This is a genomic window from Acinetobacter sp. AND/436 (assembly GCF_049546925.1).
Lineage (GTDB): Bacteria > Pseudomonadota > Gammaproteobacteria > Pseudomonadales > Moraxellaceae > Acinetobacter > Acinetobacter indicus.
Window position 1 is genome coordinate 94,921 of sequence record NZ_JBMXBO010000010.1, and the last position, 20,865, is coordinate 115,785.

Consider the following 20,865-nt stretch of genomic DNA (forward strand, 5'->3'; position numbering starts at 1 on the left):
TTTGCGAGTTGTACTTTATGCCACGTTTTTATATTGAAGCTGAATTAACGGTTGATACGCAGCTCGCGCTGACCGAAACCGTGTTTCACCATTGGTGTAAAGTACTGCGCGCACAAGTGGGCGACACAGCCACCCTGTTCAATGGACAAGGTGGCGAATATGAAGTGACCCTTACCGACGTCCAGAAAAAAACAGCAACGGTGATGGTCAACAGCTTTAATCCGGGCAACCGTACACCTAAATTCAAGGCCCTGCTCGGTCAGGTCATGAGTAAGGGCGACCGGATGGATTATGCCATTCAAAAAGCTGTGGAACTCGGCGTTTCCGAGATTCAGCTCCTCACCTCTGAACGCTGTGAAATGCGTCTAAAATATGACCGTGACCAGAAAAAACTGGATCACTGGCAAGGTATCGCCATTGCTGCTTGTGAGCAATGTGGGTTAAATATTGTGCCTAAAATTCTCCCGCCGATGCCGCTGGAAAAATGGCTCGACACCAATCTGCCAGCGACTAAACTGGTATTAGCACCCAACAAAGATGAAGTGAATGTCTTACACAATGCCACGCCAGAACTTGCCCTGTTAATTGGGCCTGAAGGCGGCCTGAGCGAGGCTGAAATCAGTAGCGCAAATACGAAAGGTTTTGTGAACTGGTGTATAGGCGAGCGCGTGTTAAGAACTGAAACTGCGCCTGTGGTCGCACTTTCAATTTTAAATTTTAACTTCAGCGTGTAATTCGTCTTATTTTTAGCTGAATGCTGAGTCAGATGATTGCTTTTTTAAAGTTTACTGACTAATCTCAAAATATTATTTTACAATTTCACCTAATATCAGGTTATTCATAAAATAAAATGGATTTTTACATACTCTGTAATTTATAGGGTTTTGGGGATATATGTCAGACCATCAGCATGAGCTCATGGAGCAGTATTTGTATGCTGCCCAAATCACCAATACAATCCGGCTGATGCGCTTCTTTTTGCTGAGCATCCTCATTCTCTGTTTTTATATTTATTTTATTTTTCACTACTCTTTTAATTTTTCAACTTTCGCATTTAATGCCTGGTTCCTGCTGAGTGAACTGGGGCTGGCCGGCTGCCTGTTCTTTAATGAAATGCGCTTTAAGCCCGGTCAATACAGTATTCAAATGGCACATCGCTGGATCAAGCTGGTATGCCTGCTGGTTGGTATTAGCCTTGGTATTGGCATTGCCCTGCTGTACTATTTCCTGCCGAAGTACAGTCTGGAGATGAGCACCTATCAGGCCATTATTCTGGCGGCTTTGCTGGTGATTATTAGCCAGACCTTTGCCCTCACCTTTTTAACCCAGCGCCTGAGCTATTTTTCGCTGGTATTTATTCCGGCCATTGTGCCGTATTTAATTTCCCCACTGTTCTTTAACAGCAACACCGAACCGCTGTTTTATCTGGCCACCAACTTTGCCTTAATCTGTCTGCTGATTTGTGCCAATACCTCCATGCACATGCATCGCCGGCTATCTAGCGTCTATTTCAAGAATAATCAGCTGAAAAAACAGGCCGAACAGCAAGTGGCCTGGACCGACCAGCTATGCCAGCAACTGCAAACGGAAATGAACCGCTCCAAAGACATTGAGCAGCAGTTGCAGTTTAATAACCAGATGCTGGAACAGAAAGTGAAAGAGCGGACCTTTGATCTGGAGCAAATCCATAAAGCCCTGCAAGATCAACAGGCCAATCTGGTGCTGGCGCATGAAGTGGCCGGGTTAAAACCATGGGATTGGGACATCAAGCATCGCCTGATTACCCTGACCAATGAACACCAGCAGCTGAAAATGTCCGGCTCCAAAGCCCATCATCACAAACTGCAGCAACTGATTCACCCGGATGATCTGGCGCATTTTCGTAACACCATGAAGCAGCATCTGCGTGGCCAGACCGACCGCTATGAAGTGACCTACCGGGTACAGCAAAGCAATGGCAAATGGGTCTGGGTACATGATGTTGGCCGTGTGATTGAGCGTGACCCCGAAACCCGGCGTCCATTACGCATGGTCGGTATCCGCCGTGACATCCATCAGGAAAAAACTGATCAGGAACGCCTGAAACTGACCGCCAGCGTACTACAGCAGGCAGCAGAAGGGATTTTTATTCTGAATGAGGACCTGCGTTATATTGAGGTCAATCCGTGCTTTGAACAGCTGACCGGCTTTAGTCGCGAGCAGATTATTGGCAAACATCTGTTTGATATTGCCAGCAATTACAAATCACGGCAGCGCAGTATGCACAATGCCATTGTCAAGCAACTGCTCAAAGAAGGCGAATATGATGGCGAAATGGATGAAAAATACCTGTCGGGCAAAGAGCTGACCATCCGCCTGCACATGAATACCGTCAGCAATGAGCAGAACCGCTCTACCCATTATGTCGGGATTGTCTCGGATTTAACCGAGCGCCGCCGGCAGGAACAGCGCCTGTCCTATCTGGAAAATTATGACACGCTGACCGATCTGCCTAACCGGTTTTATTATAATTATCAGCTGCATCAGTATCTGGTGTCCCATCAGGATTCGATTAAACAACTGGCGGTGATTCGTCTGAACATCGACCGGTTCCGGGTGCTGAATGAATATTTAAGCCATAATGGCGGCGATGAACTGCTAAGACAGGTGGCACAGCGTTTACGCCTCATTAATGCCGAAGCGCTGTTGGTGGCGCATTTAAATGGCGATGACTTTGCCATTATTTATGAGCTGTCACATATTCGCCCATCGGTGCAGCAGCATTGCGAACGTATTACCAAAGCCTTCTCGGCGCCGTTTAATATCCAGGGTCAGGACCATATTATTACCCTGTCGATGGGCGTGTCTTTATATCCTGAACATGGCCGGCAGCTGGATTATTTAAACAACTGTGCCGAACAGGCGCTGTCGGAAGCCAAGCGTCTGGGTGGCAATACCACCAAATACTATTCGCTGGAAACCACCAAGCTGTTAGAGCAGGACGTGCACATTGAGCGCGATTTACGTCAGGCCATTAAAAATGATGAGCTGATCGTCTATTACCAGCCAAAAATCAATTTCCATGATCAGCAGGTCTCCGGTTTTGAAGCCTTGGTACGCTGGAACCATCCGGAAAAAGGCCTGATTCCACCCGGCTTATTTATTCCAATTGCCGAGCAAACCAGCCTGATTTCAGAGATTGGCCATATCGTAATTCAGCAAACCGCCAAGCAGATTCGGGACTGGCAGGCACTGGGCTTTGATAACATCCGGGTTTCGGTCAATATTGTGGCGCAGCAGCTACAACGCGGACATTTGCTGGAAGATATTGATGAGGCGCTCAATACCTATCATATTTCCGGTGAAAGCCTGGAACTGGAAATTACTGAATCGTCGTTGCTGGAAAATACCGACGAGGTCAAATATATTCTGGAAGAAATCAAGAAGCGCCATATTCATATTTCGCTGGATGATTTTGGTACCGGTTATTCTTCCCTCTCTTACTTAACCGATTTTCCTATAGATGTTTTAAAGATCGACCGCAGCTTTGTGTCCAAGATTGGCCACAGCAAGCAGGAAGCCATTGTCAGTGCCATGATTGCCATGGGCAAAGCCATGGGCATGACCATTGTCGCTGAAGGTATTGAAACTGAACATCAACTTCAGTACCTCAGAAAGCTCGATTGCGACATCGCCCAGGGCTTTTTATTCTCCAAACCGCTGCCACAACAGGATGCGACCCGCTTCCTGAGTGAAAAAATGCAGACACCACTTATTGTTAGTGAATCTTAATCTATAGCTTAAACTTCTAAGTTTGTTCTAAAAATGCGCAGCTTTGACTGTGCTTAGTGCGTAAGTAATGGTATATTCGAGCAGATTTAGCACAAACCGCCAGCATCGCTGGACACAGTAACATACGAGATTCAGATGGACGATCAATCATTAAAACAGCAGGCTTTGTATTATCACGAATTTCCTACTCCAGGTAAAATCAGCGTTACCCCAAGTAAGCAGCTGGTCAACCAACGTGACTTAGCGCTTGCATACTCACCTGGTGTCGCGGCACCATGTTTAGAGATTGAGCGAGATCCTTCTACTGCAGCACTGTATACAGCACGTGGCAACCTGGTTGCCGTGGTGAGTAACGGTACCGCTGTACTAGGTTTAGGGAACATCGGTCCTTTAGCGTCTAAACCGGTTATGGAAGGTAAAGGCGTTCTGTTCAAGAAATTCGCCGGCGTCGATGTATTTGACATCGAAATCGCTGAAAATGATCCAGACAAAATCGTTGATATCGTTGCTGCACTCGAACCAACCTTTGGCGGGATTAACCTTGAAGACATCAAGGCACCAGAATGCTTCTACATTGAGCAAAAACTGCGTGAACGCATGAACATTCCGGTGTTCCATGATGACCAGCATGGTACGTCAATTATCGTCGGTTCTGCGCTGCTGAATGCGCTACAACTGAACGGCAAAAACATTGCCGAAATCAAGATTGTGGCTTCAGGTGCCGGTGCTGCTGCCCTGTCGTGCCTGGACCTGCTTTGTGCCCTGGGTGCGAAAAAAGAAAATATTATTGTGGCGGACTCACGCGGTCTATTGACCACCAAACGTGAAGGTCTGGATGAGTCGAAAAAACGCTACGTACAGGATATTGAAGCAACCCAACTGGCCGATGTAATTGCCGGTGCCGATATGTTCCTCGGTCTCTCTGCTGCCGGTATTCTGACCAAAGAAATGGTCAAGCAGATGGCGGCTAATCCAATCATCTTCGCTCTGGCTAACCCGGATCCGGAAATTCTGCCTGAACATGCCCACGAAGTACGTGATGATGTGATTATGGCAACTGGACGTTCTGACTATCCGAACCAGGTGAATAACGCGCTGTGCTTCCCGTACATCTTCCGTGGTGCGCTAGATGTCGGTGCAACCACCATTAACGAAGAAATGAAAATTGCCTGCGTACACGCGATTGCACGTATGGCGCACATAGAAGCAGATGCGGCATCCTATGGTGAGAAATCTGCTTCATTTGGTCGTGACTATTTAATTCCACGTCCGCTTGATCAGCGTCTGATTCTTGAAATTGCTCCAGCGGTTGCCAAAGCAGCGATGGATTCAGGCGTGGCAACACGTCCAATTCAGGACTTCTCGGCTTATCATCAACGTCTGTCAGAGTTTGTATATAACTCTGCGTTTATGATGAAACCAATTTTTGCGCAGGCGAAAACCGATCCGAAACGCATTGCCTATGCAGAAGGCGAAGACTTACGCGTTTTACGTGCAGTACAAATTGCAGTGGACGAAGGTCTGGCACAACCGATTCTGGTGGGTCGTACCGCGGTTATTGAAGCGAATATCAAGAAACTGGGCTTACGTCTGGAACATGGTGTGAATATCACTATTGTTGATCAGGAGAAAAACCCGGATTACGAAAAATTCGCTGATGATTACTACAGCATCATGCAGCGTAAAGGTGTAACGCCTGAATATGCGCAGCGTGAAGCACGTCGCCGTTCGACTCTAATTGCCGCAATGCTGGTGAAACACGGTCTGGCTGACGGTATGTTATGTGGTACTTATTCAAGCTACGACATTCACTTAGACTTCGTCAGCAATATTATTGGTCTGAAAGAAGGTCACAATACTTTCTTCACTCTGAATGCGCTGATGCTGGAAGATCGTAACCTGTTTATTGCCGACACTTACATCAACCGTAATCCGACAGCTGAACAGCTGGCTGAAATGACCATTCTGGCCGCTGAAGAAGTACGCCGTTTTGGTGTAACACCACGTATTGCCCTGCTGTCGCATTCAAGCTTTGGTTCAGACCAGAACGATGCCAGCGCGCAAAAAATGCGTAAAGTGTTTGATATTCTGTCTGAGATTGCACCAGAACTTGAAGTGGAAGGTGAAATGCATGGTGATGCGGCACTGGACGAAAATATTCGCCATTTCGCATTCCCGAACTCACGCTTCAAAGGTTCAGCTAACCTGCTGATTATGCCGAACCTGGATGCAGCCAATATTTCGTTTAACCTGTTGAAATCGACTTCAGGCAGCAACGTGACCATTGGTCCAATTTTGCTGGGCGCAGCGAAACCGGTACATATTTTAACGCCAACAGCGACCACCCGTCGTGTGGTGAATATGACTGCGTTAACCGTGGCAGAAATTCAGCAAGCGGAACAAGACGCGCTATAAAAACTGAATGCCGAGTGAAAAGCTCGGCATTCTGACTTGAGAAAACCTCTATTCTGTTGCATGATGACCTCAAGAATAGAGGTTTTTTCATGCAAGTTTATTTAGTAGGCGGTGCGGTGCGAGATCATTTGCTGGGGCACCCCTATCACGAAAAAGATTATGTGGTTGTCGGGGCAACACCCGAACAGCTTCTGGCCCAAGGCTATCAGCCCGTGGGCAAAGACTTCCCTGTGTTTTTACATCCTGAATCAAAAGAAGAATATGCACTGGCCCGTACCGAACGTAAAGCCGGTCAGGGCTATCATGGTTTCGAGTTTTATACTGCACCCAATGTCACGCTGGAAGAAGATTTAATCCGTCGTGACCTGACCATTAATGCCATGGCCATGGATGAAAACGGCCAGGTCTATGATCCTTATGGTGGACAGCAGGATCTGGCGCAAAAAGTGCTGCGTCATGTTTCCGACGCCTTTGTTGAAGACCCATTACGTGTACTCAGAATTGCCCGTTTTGCTGCGCGTTATAAAGCGCTGGGCTTTCGTGTGGCCGATGACACCCTGACCCTGATGCGCACGCTGGCAGCATCTGGCGAGCTGGATACCTTAACCCCGGAACGGGTCTGGAAAGAAACTGCACGCGCCTTGCAGGAAGATCATGCCGATGAATACTTTGAAGTGCTGCGTCGCTGCGGTGCCTTAAAAGCCTTGTTCCCGGAAATTGATGCCCTGTTTGGGATTCCACAGCGCCCGGAATATCATCCGGAAATTGACTGCGGCGTGCATACCTTAATGTCCCTGCAACAGGCCTGCCGCCAGAATTACAGTCTGGATGTGCGTTTTGCCGTGCTGGTGCACGACTTGGGCAAGGCCCTGACCCCAGCCGATGAATTACCGCGTCATATCATGCATGAAGAACGTGGTATTCAGCCGGTTACTGACCTATGTGACCGCCTGAAAGTGCCGACCTATACCAAACAGCTGGCACTGGCGGTGTGCAAGGAACATTTAAAATGCCATCAGGCCCTGACCTTAAAACCGGGCACCTTATGGCGTCTGCTACAGCGTCTGGATGTATTGCGTCGCCCGGAACGGGTAGAAGCCTTTGTTCAGGCCTGTGAATGTGATTCGCGTGGCCGTTTAGGCATGGAAGATCGGGACTATCCGCAGGCCGATTATGTGCTCAAAGCCATGCAGGTGGTGCGCGGCATTAAAGCGCAGGATTTACCGCCTGAGATTAAAGGCCCCGATATTGGTGAAATGCTGATTCAGCGCCGCATTAAAGCGATTGAAGTGCTGAAAGCAGAATATACCGCCGCAAGCTAAAATTGAGTCATAAAATTTAAAATACCCGTGTCGTGCACGGGTATTTTTGTTGATCAGGGATGAATCATCCCCCTGTGCTGATCTGGATGAAGCCGCCTTAAGACCGTTCGGCCGGAAAAGTAATTACCTGTTCCAAACGCATCTGCTGGGTGGCAATCATCAATAAACGGTCAATACCCAGCGCAATACCTGAACATGGCGGCATCTGAGGCAAGGCACTGAGCAGATATTCATCAAGTGGCATCACATGCAAGCCCAGTTTTTCCCGCTCCTGATTGTCGGCTTCAAAACGGCCACGGAGCACCTCGGCCTCAGCCAGTTCATCATAGGCATTGGCCAGTTCCAGCCCTTCAATGTACAGCTCAAAACGGGCGGCAACCAGTTCGCCATCTTCATCGACACGAGTTTTGGCCAGTGAGGCCAGTTCCGGCGGGAAATCGGTCAGGAATACCGGCGTGTCAAAGCCCAGACTAGGCTCAACCATATGCGAGAACAACAGGTCGATATAGCCCAGACGATCATCACCTAAATCGAGGCTTAGCCCGACACGCTGACAGCAGGCTTTCAGTTCCTGCAATGTCGCTTGCAGCGGATTCAGATCCAGCCGATCCATAAAAGCATGTTTATAACTCAGTACCGTTGGACGTACTTCACCAAAACGCTGTGCCAAGGTCAGATTGAGTAAATCGGTGACTTCAAACATCAGCTCTTTCAGGCTAAAACCCGGGCGATACCATTCCAGCATGGTAAATTCGCTATTGTGTTTGCGGCCGTGCTCATCATCACGAAACACCTTGCAGATCTGGTAAATCGGGCCACTGCCACTGGCCAGCAGGCGTTTCATGGCAAATTCAGGCGAAGTTTGCAGATAATGCGTCTGCTGCTGGCCCAATACATGACGCTTGGCCTGTACCGAGCTTAAATGTACATCGGTGACACCGGCCTGCGACAAAATAGGCGTTTCCACTTCCAGCACTTCGCGCTCAGCAAAAAACTGGCGAATCTGGGCGTACATCTTGGCGCGGGCGCGCATGGCCTCAAGGCTACAGGTCGGCTGATAGTTCAGGCTCATGCGGCGGGCCCTCCATGCGCAGCCCATTCACGGCGCAGCGGATAAGTCTTGCGTAAATGGTCAAAGGCCTGCTGATCGACCTTGCCGTCTTTTAAGCAGGCACGTAATTTTGCGTCATCGGCGGCAATATCATACATCTGTGGCAGATGCTGTTGCAGTGCGGCTTTTAACGGCTGACCACTAAAATAATCGCTGCACGGCGGCAACTGGTTTTCAAAGCGTTTATGTGCCACTTGCCCAAAGACTTCACAAAAAGCGGCATAAATCATTTGTGTGCCGCGGGCTTTGCCTTCCAGACTGTAACCGGCAATATGCGGCGTTACCAACGTGACCAGATGCAATAATTCGGCAGAAATTTCCGGTTCATGCTCAAATACATCCAGCACCACCGCACGCCCGGTCTGCTGGATATCGGTCATTAATGCCTGCTCTGCCACCACCGGACCACGCGCTGAGTTAATTAAAATTGCATCCGGCTTCATCTGGGCCAGGGTTTCGGCATTGAACAGATGATAGGTCGGATACGGACCGGTTTTGGTCAGCGGCACATGAATCGAAATGGCATCGGCCTGAGCCAATACGTCTGCCAATGCCAGTTGCTGCACACTTTCACGTTGCACCAAAGGATCATAAGCCACTACTTTCCAGCCCAGCAGTTCCGCCATTACCGCCAGACGCGAACCGACATTGCCCAGTCCGATAATGCCCAGACAGAACTGCTGGCCTGCTTCCAGTAAGGCTGGACGCACATGCAGTAAGGCGGTAATCACATATTCGGCAACCGCCTGTGCATTACAGCCGGCGGCATTGGACCAGCGAATCTGCTGCTGTTCCAGCGCGGCAATATCCAGATGATCGGTACCAATGGTGGCACTGCCCACAAAACGCAGCTTGCTGTGCTGGATCAGTTCGGCATTGACCTTGGTTACCGAGCGCACCAGTAAGGCTTCGGTATCGTGCAGGTCCTGCGCAGTTAAGTTCCGGCCCGGACGATGGGAGATTTCACCAAACTCGGCAAAAAAATAATCGGTAAAGGCCAGATTTTCATCGGCAATAATTTTCATAAGGCAATCCAATGCTTTGATCTGTCCATGATAACGCCTGAAGGCCCTGCGGATGAAGCGCTATTGCAGTAAATACACTGAATATTAACCACAGCAAAGCCGGCCCATCAGGCTTCACCCAAATACAACTTGCCGAAGCCGAATAAAACAATATATGTTTTTATAATATGTTATAGTCAAGGCCAGTCTTAATCTTCTCCCCCGTTTATTTTTAACCAATGAAGGGCCTGCATATGACACCTCGCTTTAGCAATCCATGGGATGAACGCTACCACAGCACCGATCATTTATATGGCGAAGCGGCCAACGTTTTTATTCAGCAGATGGCCCAGCAGTTAGCGATTTCTGGCGCTACGCTGGGCATTGCTGAAGGTGAAGGCCGTAACCTGATTTATCTGGCCGAGCGCGCCCGTGAACAGCAACTGCCGTTTGCCGGACTACTCTGGGATTATTCGACTGTTGCGCTTGAAAAAGCCCAAAAACATGCCCAGGCCAAACAGCTGACCTTGGACACCGCCGCGGTGGATTTAAGTCAGGTAGAATGGCCGGAAAACCAGTTTCAGCATGCGATTTGCGTGTTTGGTCATGTCAATCAGCCGACCCAGCAGAAATTACTGCACGGCGTGCGTCATAGCCTGAAATCCGGTGGCTGGTTCATTGGCGAGGTCTATTCCAAAGCACAACTGGCCTATGCCACCGGTGGCCCGGGCAATCCTGACATGCTGTATGATCCACGTGATTTTCTAGAGATCTTCCAGCAAGATCATCTGCTGCATTTCTTTGTCGGTGAAGTGGAACGTCATGAAGGACAGCTGCATCAGGGGAAGTCGCATGTGATTCAGTTTGCCATTCAAATCCGTAAATAAAGCATAAAAAAGGAGGATGAATCTGCATTGATTCATCCTCCTGCAATTCGATTCCTGCTGCTTACTGGCTTATCCGCCTTTTTCAATCTGGTCCAGAATGGCACATTCCGCGCTGTGATTGCCCTGACAATGCTGCGCAGATTGCTGCAACAAATTGACCATGTCCTGTAAACGCTGGATTTTCTGGTTCAGCTCATCAATATGTTTTAAGGTCAGCGCTTTCACTTCTGCACTCTGGCGGCCGCTATTTTTCCACAGCGAAATCAGTTCTTTCATTTGCTCGGTAGAAAAGCCCAGCTCGCGGGCATGACGAATAAAATTCAGGGTTTTTAAATCCTGCTCGGAATAGACCCGATAACCGGCAGCACTGCGCTGGGCAGCCGTGAGCAGGCCGATACTTTCATAATAACGGATCATTTTGGCAGAGATGCCCGACTGCTTTGCGGCTTGACCAATATTCACATGCTTCTCGCTCAATACGGCGGTTTAAGACCTGCCTCCGATCTTAAACCGAAAATGTCCTGACGCCAACGGCTATTGCAGCGGCGCGGCAAAGCGCTTCAGGCGTAAAGCATTGCCCAGCACAAACACGGATGACAGTGCCATTGCGCCTGCAGCAAACATCGGCGACAGTAAAATGCCCCACAGCGGATACAGCACGCCGGCGGCAATCGGAATTAAGGCCACGTTATAAACAAAGGCCCAAAACAGGTTCTGGCGGATATTGCGGATAGTGGCCTGACTTAAAGCAATCGCATTGGGAATGCCTTTTAAACTGCCGGACATCAGCACCACATCGGCGGCTTCAATAGCTACATCGGTACCGGTGCCAATGGCCAGCCCGACATCGGCCTGTGCCAGCGCCGGGGCATCATTAATCCCATCGCCGACAAAGGCCAGACGGCCATATTGCTGCTGCAATTCACGTACGCTATCGACTTTGCCTTCCGGCAGAACTTCGGCAACCACAGTATCAATTTTTAGCTGCCGGGCAATCGCTTCGGCGGTATGCCGGTTATCGCCGGTGATCATTGCCACTTTTACGCCCAACTGATGCAAGGCTTCAATCGCGGCAAAGGTGCTGTCTTTGATTGGATCGGCCACGGCAATGATGGCCGCCAGTTGATCCTCTACCGCCACATACAGTGGTGTTTTTCCCTCCTGCCCCAAACGTACCGCAACCTGATCAAAGGCTGTGGTACTTAAACCCAGCTGATGCATATAACGGTCGGCCCCGATATGCAGCCATTGACCATTGACCTGCCCTTTCACGCCGGACCCGACAATCGAATCAAAATCGCTCACAGCTGGTAAAGATAAGCCTTGTTGCTGCGCGGCTTCGACAATAGCAAAGGCAATCGGATGCTCCGACTTGGCTTCTACCGCCGCCACCCAGCTTAATAATTGCGTCTGCTCAAAACCGGCCTGTACATGAAAATCGGTCAGTTGCGGCTTGCCTTCGGTTAAGGTGCCGGTTTTATCTACCGCCACCACCTGCGCTTCCTGTAACAGCTGCAAGGCTTCGCCTTTACGGAACAGAATGCCCATTTCTGCCCCACGTCCAGTGCCGACCATAATCGAGGTTGGAGTGGCCAGCCCCATAGCACATGGACAGGCAATAATCAGCACCGCTACAGCATTGACCAGACCAAAGGTCAGCGCCGGTTCAGGACCAAAAATCAGCCAGACCAGAAAGGTCAGCACAGCCATTAGCATTACGGCTGGCACAAACCACATGGTGACTTTATCGACCAGCGCCTGAATGGGCAGTTTGGAGCCTTGAGCCTGCTCGACCATGCGGATAATTTGCGCCAGCACCGAATCTGCCCCCACCGCAGTTGCGCGGATGCTCAGGCTGCCATTCTGGTTGATGGTGCCGCCCACCACGGCGCTGCCTGCCATTTTTTCTACTGGCAGCGGCTCTCCGCTAATCATCGATTCATCGACATAACTGCGGCCGTCCAGCACTTCCCCATCCACCGGAATCCGCTCTCCTGGGCGGATATCGACCTGCATACCCGAGCTGACTTCAGCCAGCGGCACTTCCACACTTTGGCCATTACGTACAATGCGGGCGGTTTTTGGCTGCATGCCGATCAGGTGCTGAATTGCCTGCGAGGTGCGGCCTTTGGCTTTGGCTTCAAAATAGCGTCCCAGCAAAATCAGGCTGACAATCACCGCGGCAGCTTCAAAATAGACATTGACCGTGCCTTCCGGTAACAGCTGTGGCATAAAAGTCGCCACCACCGAAAAGCTGTATGCGGCCAGGGTTCCGACTGCCACCAGCGAGTTCATATCCGGCGCGAAACGCAGCAAGGCCGGAATGCCTTTTTGATAAAAACGCCGGCCCGGAAATAGCAATACCAGCGTGGTCAACACGAACTGCAACAGCCAGCTCGGCATCTGCCCGATCTGATGCATGACCCACATATGAAAAGCCGGAATTAAATGCGAGCCCATTTCCAGCACAAATACCGGAATGGCCAGCACCAGGGAAATTAACAGATCACGTTTTAGTTGCTGCTGCTCGCTGGCTTTCTGATCCGCCTGTTCAGTGGTGGTCGTGGTCTGCAGCTGGGCATCATAACCAGCCTTACGGATGGCCTGAATCAGTTTATCGGCACTGACCGTAGTATCGGCTTCGACCCAGGCCTGCTCAGTGGCCAGATTGACATTGGCTTGCTGCACACCCGGCACTTTTTTCAGGGCTTTTTCTACCCGCGCCACGCAGGAGGCACAGGTCATGCCATCAATTGACAATTCGATGGGTGCCGCGACGACCACATCATAACCGGCACGCTCAATGGCTTTGACCAAAGCAGCCCGGTCAAGTGGTGCGGAAGATTCCACCACGGCCTGTTCGGTGGCCAGATTGACATTGGCCTGCTCGACCCCATCCACTTTTTTTAAGGCTTTTTCCACCCGGCCTACGCATGAAGCACAGGTCATGCCCTGAATAGACAATGTTTCACGAAAAACAGCAGATGAATTTGAGATGCTCATGCCCTACCTCGGCCAATACCCGGATTTCCCTACAGCATACAGATTGACATCATGGGAAGGTCAAGTCTCTGCGCATAAAAATTTGGCTTGACCTTCCCATCATGACAAGCTTTAAACTGGAAACATCTTCACATGACTCATGGAGCATCTTAATGAAACTGCATATTGCCAATATGACTTGCGGCGGCTGCGCCCGCGGTGTAACAGCCACCATTCAGGATGTGGACCCGAATGCCAAAGTTGACATTGATCTGGACAGTAAAATCGTGACCGTCGACAGCAGTGCCAGCGTAGATCAGCTGGTGGCGGCGCTGAATGAAGATGGCTTCCCGCCAGAAGTGCAATAATTTCCAGGCACCCTCAAAACCGCTACTGTCCAATACACTGCTAGCGTCAAATAAAATCGCCTCCGTGATGCGGGCATCAGGGAGGCGGCAAAAGACGAATGACCTATAACGGACAACGGGACATGCAATAGGTCATTCGAAACCGGACAAAAAAACAAAACACACTTAAACTTAAATATGCTTAAACAGCGCCGAACGGGCTGAACCGGATGCCCCATCAGCCGCACTCAGGAAGCGCTCGGTGTGGATGTCACGTTCAAACAGGCGGCTTTGCATTAAGGTTGAAATCGCGGCATCAATCATCACCGGTGGACCGCATAAATAGGCTTTGTGACCACTGCATTTGTGTTCAAAATAATCCGCCACTGCTTCATGTACATAGCCGTTAAAGCCGGTCCATTGATCTTCCGGCTGTACGGCATTCAGCGCCGGAATATAACGGAAGTTCGGATAGTCCTTGACCAGCTGCTCAAACAGTTCGCGGTTATACAGTTCGCTTAAATCTCGCGCGCCCTGGAACAGGTAAATAATCCGGCTGTCACCCTGTTCCAGTAAGTCCAGAATCATGGATTGTGGGCTGGATAAACCCGAACCGCCAGCAATAAAGATCACGTCCTGATCATCGGATTTACGCACAAAGAACTGTCCATACGGCCCGGACAATTGCAGTTCTTCACCCACACTCAGTTGTTCATGTACATAACGGGTGGCTGCACCGCCTTCGACCTTACGGATATGCAACTCGATAATACCGGCTTCACTTGGCGCATTGGCAATCGAGAAAGCGCGCGTGCCTTCAACACCCGGAAACTGGATATTGATGTATTGCCCGGCCTGAAACTGCATTGGACGGTCAATCTGTAAACGCAGCCCTTTAATGGTCGGTGACAGGTCTTTTATTTCCAGCACCGTGGCCTGATAATCTTCCACCAGATAGCCCATGAAATCTTCATCTTCATCGACATCGGCTTCAATAATCATGTCAGATTCCGGTTTGCAGCAGCAGGCCAGCACCTTGTTTTCTTCGCGTTCGATATCCATTAAAGCAAACGGCGATGCTTCACCGACATCATAAAAACCGTCCGTAACCTGCACTTTACAGGTGCCGCAGGTGCCATGCCCGCAGGCAAAGGGTAACCATACGCCCTGACGTAAGGCGGCATCGAGAATGGTCTGGTCTTCTTCCACGTCAATGGTGGTGCCAATCGGTTCAATGGTAACTTGATAACTCATGCGCTTTCTCCTTAAACATGGGCATCCTGATAGCCTTTTAGTTCCGGGCTGACAAAACGCAGCAGGGATTTGTGGTCAAAGCCTAGCTCGGCCAGTGTTTTGGAAAAATCGGTCTGTAAAGGTTCATGGTTTAACACAAACTGCACCGTTGACCAGTCCAGCTGCTCAAAGTCGGGATGCTGATGAAAACCGGCCTGAATCTGCTGATCGATCAGATCCTGCAAGGTCTGCTGCGGTGACACCACAAAGGCATGAGCCGCACAATATAAGGTGTGATGATCCCAGCCAATATACAACAGCATGTTGTCGCCATAGTGATGCTGGGCATCGCGCGGTTCGAATTGATAATGGTCTTGAATTGCACGTACAGTCATGAGAAATCTCCTAATTCCTTGAGCGGGTCATTGGCAGCAATGACCCGATTCCATTTTTTATGCGGCGTCGCCTTTCCATTTTTTCCAGCGCTGCTGATCTGGCGAGCCTTCAATGTCCAGGTTGTCTGCACCGACATTGAAGTGATAATAATCACGCAGGATGCTCTCCAGATCTGGCCCGCCACAGTTGCCCTGTAAAATCTGGTTCACTGGCAGCCAGGCCTGGATATATTTTTCCGGTTCACGTTCAAAGATGTCGTGGCAGCCATCGGAACAGGTGTGATAACGCTCACCCTGATAGATGCTGTCGCGATAGCTGAACATGGTCGGGTCGCCGCCCATTTCAGTAAAGGTCATTGGAATCTGGCAGACCTGACACAATTGAGGTAAACCGGCGCTATAGAAGCGTTTGCCTTCGGCTTCCATCTTACGGGCCAGTTCCCAGCGTGGACGATAATATTTGTCAAAGGTGTCCGGATATTTGGCCGACAGCCAGTCCATTTCCTCATCGGTTGGAATCCAGGTGTGGAAACCGGCTGCATGGCCAAAGTTATAGAAAATCCACCAGGCCTGATGCGACACATGCTCTTTTTCTTTCTCAATCACTTCCGAATATTTCGGCATACGGATGCCATAACGGCCCAGGTCTTTAAACAGTGCCCCGCCCGCTTCTTCAAAGTAGGTTTCCCAAGCTTCTTTCCAGGACATGACTTTATTTGGCAGCATGTAGTCCATCATCATGCCAACAATTGATAATAAGCGTGTGCCGCGCCAGAACCATTTATCAATCCATTCCTGCACAATTGGCACGTTATCTTCATGCTGTTCCAGCAGGAATTTGACAATTTCCAGGCCCAGGGTCATGTGACGTGCTTCATCGGACTGGGCACTAAAACCAAAAGTCACGGTGGCCATATCACCGTTATAGGCCGCGCCAGACATAAACGGCACAAACAGCAGGTTGGTCAGCACATATTCAAAGGCAAAGCTGATCGCCAACAGGAATTCAAATGGCCCGGCTGAACGCGCATCTTCAAAGAATGATTTAGGCACAGATAAATACCAGACCCGGTCATGCATATGCGCCCAGTCCTGAAAGCCATCAAAGAACTTGTTGTAATGGCTCATGGCATGAATCTGGGTCTGTACATGACGCAGCTCATCAATCGACTGCATTTGCGAAGCAATCCGCGCACCAATGCCACTGAACTGACGGCCTACATGGGCATAACCCTGATAAGCCTGATATTCCAGCGGTGTAACCGCAGTTAAAAACAGTTTAATGGCATTTAAATAACGTTCATTGGAGACATTCATCTGACCGTTGTTCTGCGCGAATGCATCAAAAATGGCGTAGAGTTTTTTCTCTTTTTCGGCCTGATATTTCCAGTAGGCATCCATGGTTAAACGGAACGGATCTTCCCATTTTGACCAGTCGGTAATTTTAATGCCTTCAAATTCTTCATACGGAAATGCGGCTTTACGGTCGGCATAGGAAAAATCCCAGTCCAGATCACGGGTCAGCATCCGGTAACGGTCTTTGGCATTCAGTTTTTTCTGTGCAGTTTTGGCTTGTGTATTCATCTTGATCATCCTGTTCAATTTTTCCAGTGCAGGCACTCAGGCCTTGGCATGTTGTCTGTTTAATTCCATTTCAGCTGGAAGCTGTCATCATCTTCCTCGACATTGCCGCCCAGAGTAATCATGTTGAGCTGTAATTCCTGGATGTCCCAATCCTGACCCAGTTTTTCCGACACGGTTTCAGCCCGTACAATCAGACCGGTTTCGCTTTCAATGCGGATCATGGCCGGTAAATACTGGATGCTGGCATCCGGGTTATCCTGTTCAATCGCTTCGACGATATAGCGTGAAGTGTCGTTATCTTGCAGGGCTAAATAAACTTTTGAGCTCATGAGGCATCTCCTTATGCGGCTGAGGCGTGTTGAAGCTGTAAACCGGCTTTCTTGCAACGTTCCTGAATCAGGTTCATGGCGGATTCCACCGATGCACTGCCCAGTGCGAGCGTGGCCCAGCTGGAAAAGGCCTGTTCCACTTGGGGCAGCAATTCTTCAATCCAGCCCTGAATCAGCTGCTGGTTATGTTCCGATTCTGCAACTGCAGTTTTAAACACACTGTCAGACCATTTACGTAAATCGTTCAGGCAGTCCTGCATAAACTCGGTCAGCATGGCAATATCGCGTGCGCCCTGCTCGACCAGCCATTGATCCAGCTCGCCATACACCAGCTGCTGCAACATGCTGTCGATCATCAGGTTTTGTAATAAAAACAGTTTGAACCAGTCCTGCTCGGTCAGGCTGACTTCACATAAACGGCGCAGCGGCTGCCAGGCGGCATCTTCCATCCAGGCAGTTTTGGCGTGCTGCAAAGCCTCACCACGATTGCCATCGAGCAGCAAACCAATTCGTGACAGATACTGCGCCATGCCCAAACGGTCCATTGCGGCAAAAATACAGGCCTGGGTGATGACCGTGCCATAGCCATAGGCACTGCCCGACATCATGTGCAGATTGGCAGTCTGTTCGACATAACGAAATGGCAACAGGCACTGCATCAGTTTTTGCTGGACTGCCTCGGACAGGTTCGCCACCAGTTCGCGCTTTTCAAAAAAGGCATAATTGCTTTCGGCAATATCCTGCAAACGCGCGCGATGCTGCACATAGGCGCCATAATAAAACTGGCGCGGATCTTTAAAGGCATACCAGTCCTGCATCAGCAGTGCGGTATGGGTTGGATCATTTAAGGTTTTTTCCGGTTTCCATAGCGGACGATAATGGAAATTGGCCGCCGCCTGCACATCAAAGCTGACTTCCTGATAACGTGTGGCCGGCTTGTTGCCAAAACGGCGTTCAATATAGGCATAGGTCTGGCGGATGGGTTCAACGCTGGACGTTTTAATTTCTAAAGTCATCATTATCTCCTTATCGACTTAAGACTGATCTTCTTGATCTGACAGATACTGTGTCGGGCGCACCATGCTCGGTTCTACGCCATAACGCCATTTATCTTCCTGGGCATCATTCCAGGCCTGTTGTGCGGCGCTCATTTCCACCACCTGATGCATGGCACAAAATTCCTGGAAAGCCTGCTGGGGCAGAACCAGCTCGACAAATAGCGTCGGGTCCTGAATGGCAAAATCAAATTCGACAAATTTGGCCTGTGGATCACCGGTAATCCGGATGTATTTGGTCAATGCCGTTGGGCGTGCAGTGTGCGTCATCATGACCTTCCTTTTTCATTGCCACCAAAATCATTTCAGTGTGGCAAGCACGGAGCTTGCAGCTTTATTTACTTAAAGCATTTCAAAAGGCGTGCCAACTTTTATAAATAATTGATATTTATATTTTTATTTAAATTGGCTTAAAAATACAGAGATGAGATGGACGAGAAATTTCATGTTTTGCTGAAAGATATTTTGCTGAATTTCAGCATTTGATGAACTTAAACGCATACTGAAGTTTTAGACATTTGTATATTGCTAAAATTTCAACTTATTGATTTATGAGCACTATATTTAAAAGGTATAAGATTATGCACTTTAAATCCTCACCTCGATGGTCGGAATTGGTTAAGATCAATCCATGCTTGTGACTTGCCAAAATGGATGATTGGCTATGCCCCATACCCAGGACCTTAAACACTACAAACAGCTGCTGGAACACAATCAGGACATTCAGGATCTGCTCGACAAAATCCAGTTTGATACCGAACACGGTCAGATCTGGTTTGAAGAAAACCGGATGCTGCTGATTCATAGCGGCATCATGGGCTATTTGCGCAAAGACCTGTATCAGATGCTGGGCTATGAACGCACCAAACACTTTTTTATCCGCTGCGGCTATCAGGCCGGGATGCGCGATGCCGAAGTCACCTCACGACTGCGCCCGAACTTAAATGAAGTGGAAGCCTTTATGGCCGGCCCGCAGATGCACGGTATTCGCGGCATGGTCCAGGTTACAGTCAATGACCTGCGTTTAAGTCATGACCAGCATCAGTTTTATGCCGATTTTAACTGGCTTAACTCTTTTGAAGCCGAAGTGCATTTATCTGAATTTGGCGCAGCCGATGAACCGGCCTGCTGGATGCTGCTCGGTTATGCCTGCGGCTATAGCAGCTATGTGATGGGTCAAACCATTATTTATCAGGAAACCCATTGCGTGGCCAAAGGCGATGACTGCTGCCGGATTATCGGCAAACCGCTGGCCGACTGGGAAAATGCCAATGAACTGATCCGCTTTATGTCACCCGATCCGGTGTCAGACAAGATTATTGCCTTGCAGGCAGAGCTGAACCAGCTGAAACAGACCATCTACACCGATGCTGAAGCCGACTACACCATGTTTAATGCTATCGGTGAATCGGCGGCCTATCGCAAGGTCTGTGACCTCCTGAAAAAAGCTGCAGGCAGTAAAGTCGCAGTCCTGTTACAGGGCGAAACCGGGGTCGGTAAAGAAGCCTTTGCCCGCGGGATTCATCAGGCCAGCCAGCGCCGCCAGCAACCGTTTGTCGCAGTCAACTGTGCCTGTATTCCTCCCGACCTGATTGAAGCCGAACTGTTCGGGGTGGAAAAAGGTGCCTATACCGGCGCCAACCAGTCACGTGCAGGCAAGTTTGAACGCGCAGATGGCGGCACCATTTTTCTGGATGAAGTGATTGAACTGTCACCGCGCGCCCAGGCCGCCCTGTTACGCATGTTACAGGAAGGCGAATTTGAACGGGTTGGTGATTATCAGACCCGCAAAGTAGATGTGCGTATTGTCGCCGCCACCAACGAAGATCTGGAACAGGCAGTCAAAGCCGGACGTTTCCGTGCCGATTTATTTTATCGGCTGAATATTTTTCCGGTACAGATTCCGCCACTGCGCGAGCGTCGTGAAGATATTCCGCTACTGGTCAATCATTTCCTGAAACGCTTTGAAAACCTGTATGGCAAAACCCTGCCTGGCCTGAGTGACAAAGCCAAAAATTATGTGATGAGTTATGAATGGCCTGGCAATATCCGTGAGCTAGAAAACCTGCTAGAGCGTGCCACCCTACTCACCGATGATCAGCAGGAAATTAAACTGAGCTGCCTGTTTCCGCAGTTAAAGCAGCAGGCTGAAAATTCAACCTCCTCCAATTCAATTGAAACCCTGTTGACTGAGGATTTTTCTTTGGAACAGCATGAGCAGGAAATTATTCTAACCGCCATGCAGCGTAGCCAGCAGAATATTTCTGAAGCGGCACGTTTACTGGGGATTAGTCGGGCAACACTGGATTACCGGTTAAAGAAATATCAGATGGTTTAAAATTTCAGTAAATATTAGGACCAGCTGAAGATTGAGTGTCCTGTTTAATAGTTTTCCATTTATCCATATATACAAAAAAACCCAGGTAGTAA

17 protein-coding genes are annotated in these 20,865 nt (G+C 49.4%); 7 read left to right on the forward strand and 10 right to left on the reverse strand.

All coding sequences use genetic code 11. The features are described 5' to 3' along the window. Positions 1 to 17: 17 nt before the first annotated feature. From ACPEPR_RS09580 to ACPEPR_RS09595, 4 genes are all read left to right on the forward strand, one after another. A complete protein-coding gene (locus tag ACPEPR_RS09580; RefSeq protein ID WP_177155848.1) occupies positions 18 to 734 on the forward strand; it encodes a 16S rRNA (uracil(1498)-N(3))-methyltransferase in 717 nt (238 codons plus the stop codon). Positions 735 to 894: 160 nt separating this feature from the next. Continuing rightward, positions 895 to 3,771 carry an EAL domain-containing protein gene (locus ACPEPR_RS09585; protein WP_168398776.1) on the forward strand — a complete coding sequence of 959 codons (2,877 nt, stop codon included), beginning with the start codon at positions 895 to 897 and terminating at the stop codon, positions 3,769 to 3,771. A gap of 135 nt (positions 3,772 to 3,906) precedes the next feature. Then, complete coding sequence (locus ACPEPR_RS09590; RefSeq protein ID WP_104488292.1) at positions 3,907 to 6,186, forward strand: NADP-dependent malic enzyme; 2,280 nt, start codon at positions 3,907 to 3,909, stop codon at positions 6,184 to 6,186. Between the two features lie 89 nt (positions 6,187 to 6,275). After that, positions 6,276 to 7,508 carry a multifunctional CCA addition/repair protein gene (locus ACPEPR_RS09595; protein ID WP_104488290.1) on the forward strand — a complete coding sequence of 411 codons (1,233 nt, stop codon included), beginning with the start codon at positions 6,276 to 6,278 and terminating at the stop codon, positions 7,506 to 7,508. A gap of 97 nt (positions 7,509 to 7,605) precedes the next feature. On the opposite strand, the gene epmA is transcribed toward ACPEPR_RS09595, so the two are convergent. Together epmA and ACPEPR_RS09605 are read right to left on the reverse strand one after the other, a co-directional pair. Then, the gene (gene epmA, locus ACPEPR_RS09600) at positions 7,606 to 8,580 is read right to left on the reverse strand and encodes an EF-P lysine aminoacylase EpmA (RefSeq protein WP_168406358.1); all 975 of its coding nucleotides are present in this window, start codon (positions 8,578 to 8,580) and stop codon (positions 7,606 to 7,608) included. Further along, positions 8,577 to 9,644 carry a 4-phosphoerythronate dehydrogenase gene (locus tag ACPEPR_RS09605; RefSeq protein ID WP_423562363.1) on the reverse strand — a complete coding sequence of 356 codons (1,068 nt, stop codon included), beginning with the start codon at positions 9,642 to 9,644 and terminating at the stop codon, positions 8,577 to 8,579. The genes epmA and ACPEPR_RS09605 overlap by 4 nt, the downstream gene beginning before the upstream one ends. A gap of 233 nt (positions 9,645 to 9,877) precedes the next feature. Between ACPEPR_RS09605 and ACPEPR_RS09610 the strand changes: the two genes are divergently transcribed. Then, positions 9,878 to 10,510, forward strand: coding sequence for a class I SAM-dependent methyltransferase (locus tag ACPEPR_RS09610; RefSeq protein ID WP_005179171.1), 633 nt, complete (start codon positions 9,878 to 9,880; stop codon positions 10,508 to 10,510). Between the two features lie 69 nt (positions 10,511 to 10,579). Here the strand turns inward: ACPEPR_RS09610 and cueR are convergent, their stop codons facing one another. Both cueR and ACPEPR_RS09620 read right to left on the reverse strand, forming a co-directional pair. Next, positions 10,580 to 10,972, reverse strand: coding sequence for a Cu(I)-responsive transcriptional regulator (gene cueR / locus ACPEPR_RS09615; RefSeq protein WP_005179173.1), 393 nt, complete (start codon positions 10,970 to 10,972; stop codon positions 10,580 to 10,582). A 72-nt stretch (positions 10,973 to 11,044) separates the two neighbouring features. Continuing rightward, positions 11,045 to 13,513, reverse strand: a complete 2,469-nt coding sequence (locus ACPEPR_RS09620) for a heavy metal translocating P-type ATPase (protein WP_005179175.1) — start codon at positions 13,511 to 13,513, stop codon at positions 11,045 to 11,047. A 152-nt stretch (positions 13,514 to 13,665) separates the two neighbouring features. On the opposite strand from ACPEPR_RS09620, the gene ACPEPR_RS09625 reads away from it, so the two are divergent. Then, positions 13,666 to 13,860, forward strand: coding sequence for a heavy-metal-associated domain-containing protein (locus ACPEPR_RS09625; RefSeq protein ID WP_005179178.1), 195 nt, complete (start codon positions 13,666 to 13,668; stop codon positions 13,858 to 13,860). 171 nt (positions 13,861 to 14,031) lie between these two features. Here ACPEPR_RS09625 and ACPEPR_RS09630 read toward each other — a convergent pair whose 3' ends face one another. Genes ACPEPR_RS09630 through ACPEPR_RS09655 form a run of 6 tightly spaced genes read right to left on the reverse strand, consistent with a single transcriptional unit; the run spans position 14,032 to position 18,705 of the window. Continuing rightward, a complete protein-coding gene (locus ACPEPR_RS09630) occupies positions 14,032 to 15,093 on the reverse strand; it encodes an NADH:ubiquinone reductase (Na(+)-transporting) subunit F (protein ID WP_160241156.1) in 1,062 nt (353 codons plus the stop codon). Positions 15,094 to 15,104: 11 nt separating this feature from the next. Then, positions 15,105 to 15,467: a phenol hydroxylase subunit P4 gene (locus ACPEPR_RS09635; RefSeq protein WP_104511304.1), complete on the reverse strand. Its 363-nt coding sequence runs from the start codon at positions 15,465 to 15,467 to the stop codon at positions 15,105 to 15,107. A 57-nt stretch (positions 15,468 to 15,524) separates the two neighbouring features. After that, complete coding sequence (locus tag ACPEPR_RS09640; RefSeq protein ID WP_075168172.1) at positions 15,525 to 17,051, reverse strand: aromatic/alkene/methane monooxygenase hydroxylase/oxygenase subunit alpha; 1,527 nt, start codon at positions 17,049 to 17,051, stop codon at positions 15,525 to 15,527. Positions 17,052 to 17,110: 59 nt separating this feature from the next. Next, a complete protein-coding gene (locus tag ACPEPR_RS09645; protein ID WP_075168171.1) occupies positions 17,111 to 17,380 on the reverse strand; it encodes an MmoB/DmpM family protein in 270 nt (89 codons plus the stop codon). A gap of 11 nt (positions 17,381 to 17,391) precedes the next feature. Beyond that, complete coding sequence (locus ACPEPR_RS09650; protein WP_104490776.1) at positions 17,392 to 18,396, reverse strand: aromatic/alkene monooxygenase hydroxylase subunit beta; 1,005 nt, start codon at positions 18,394 to 18,396, stop codon at positions 17,392 to 17,394. Between the two features lie 18 nt (positions 18,397 to 18,414). Beyond that, a complete protein-coding gene (locus ACPEPR_RS09655; RefSeq protein WP_104489758.1) occupies positions 18,415 to 18,705 on the reverse strand; it encodes a phenol hydroxylase subunit in 291 nt (96 codons plus the stop codon). 394 nt (positions 18,706 to 19,099) lie between these two features. On the opposite strand from ACPEPR_RS09655, the gene mobR reads away from it, so the two are divergent. Beyond that, positions 19,100 to 20,773: a phenol degradation transcriptional regulator MobR gene (mobR, locus tag ACPEPR_RS09660; protein WP_423562364.1), complete on the forward strand. Its 1,674-nt coding sequence runs from the start codon at positions 19,100 to 19,102 to the stop codon at positions 20,771 to 20,773. The last annotated feature ends 92 nt before the right edge of the window (positions 20,774 to 20,865 follow it).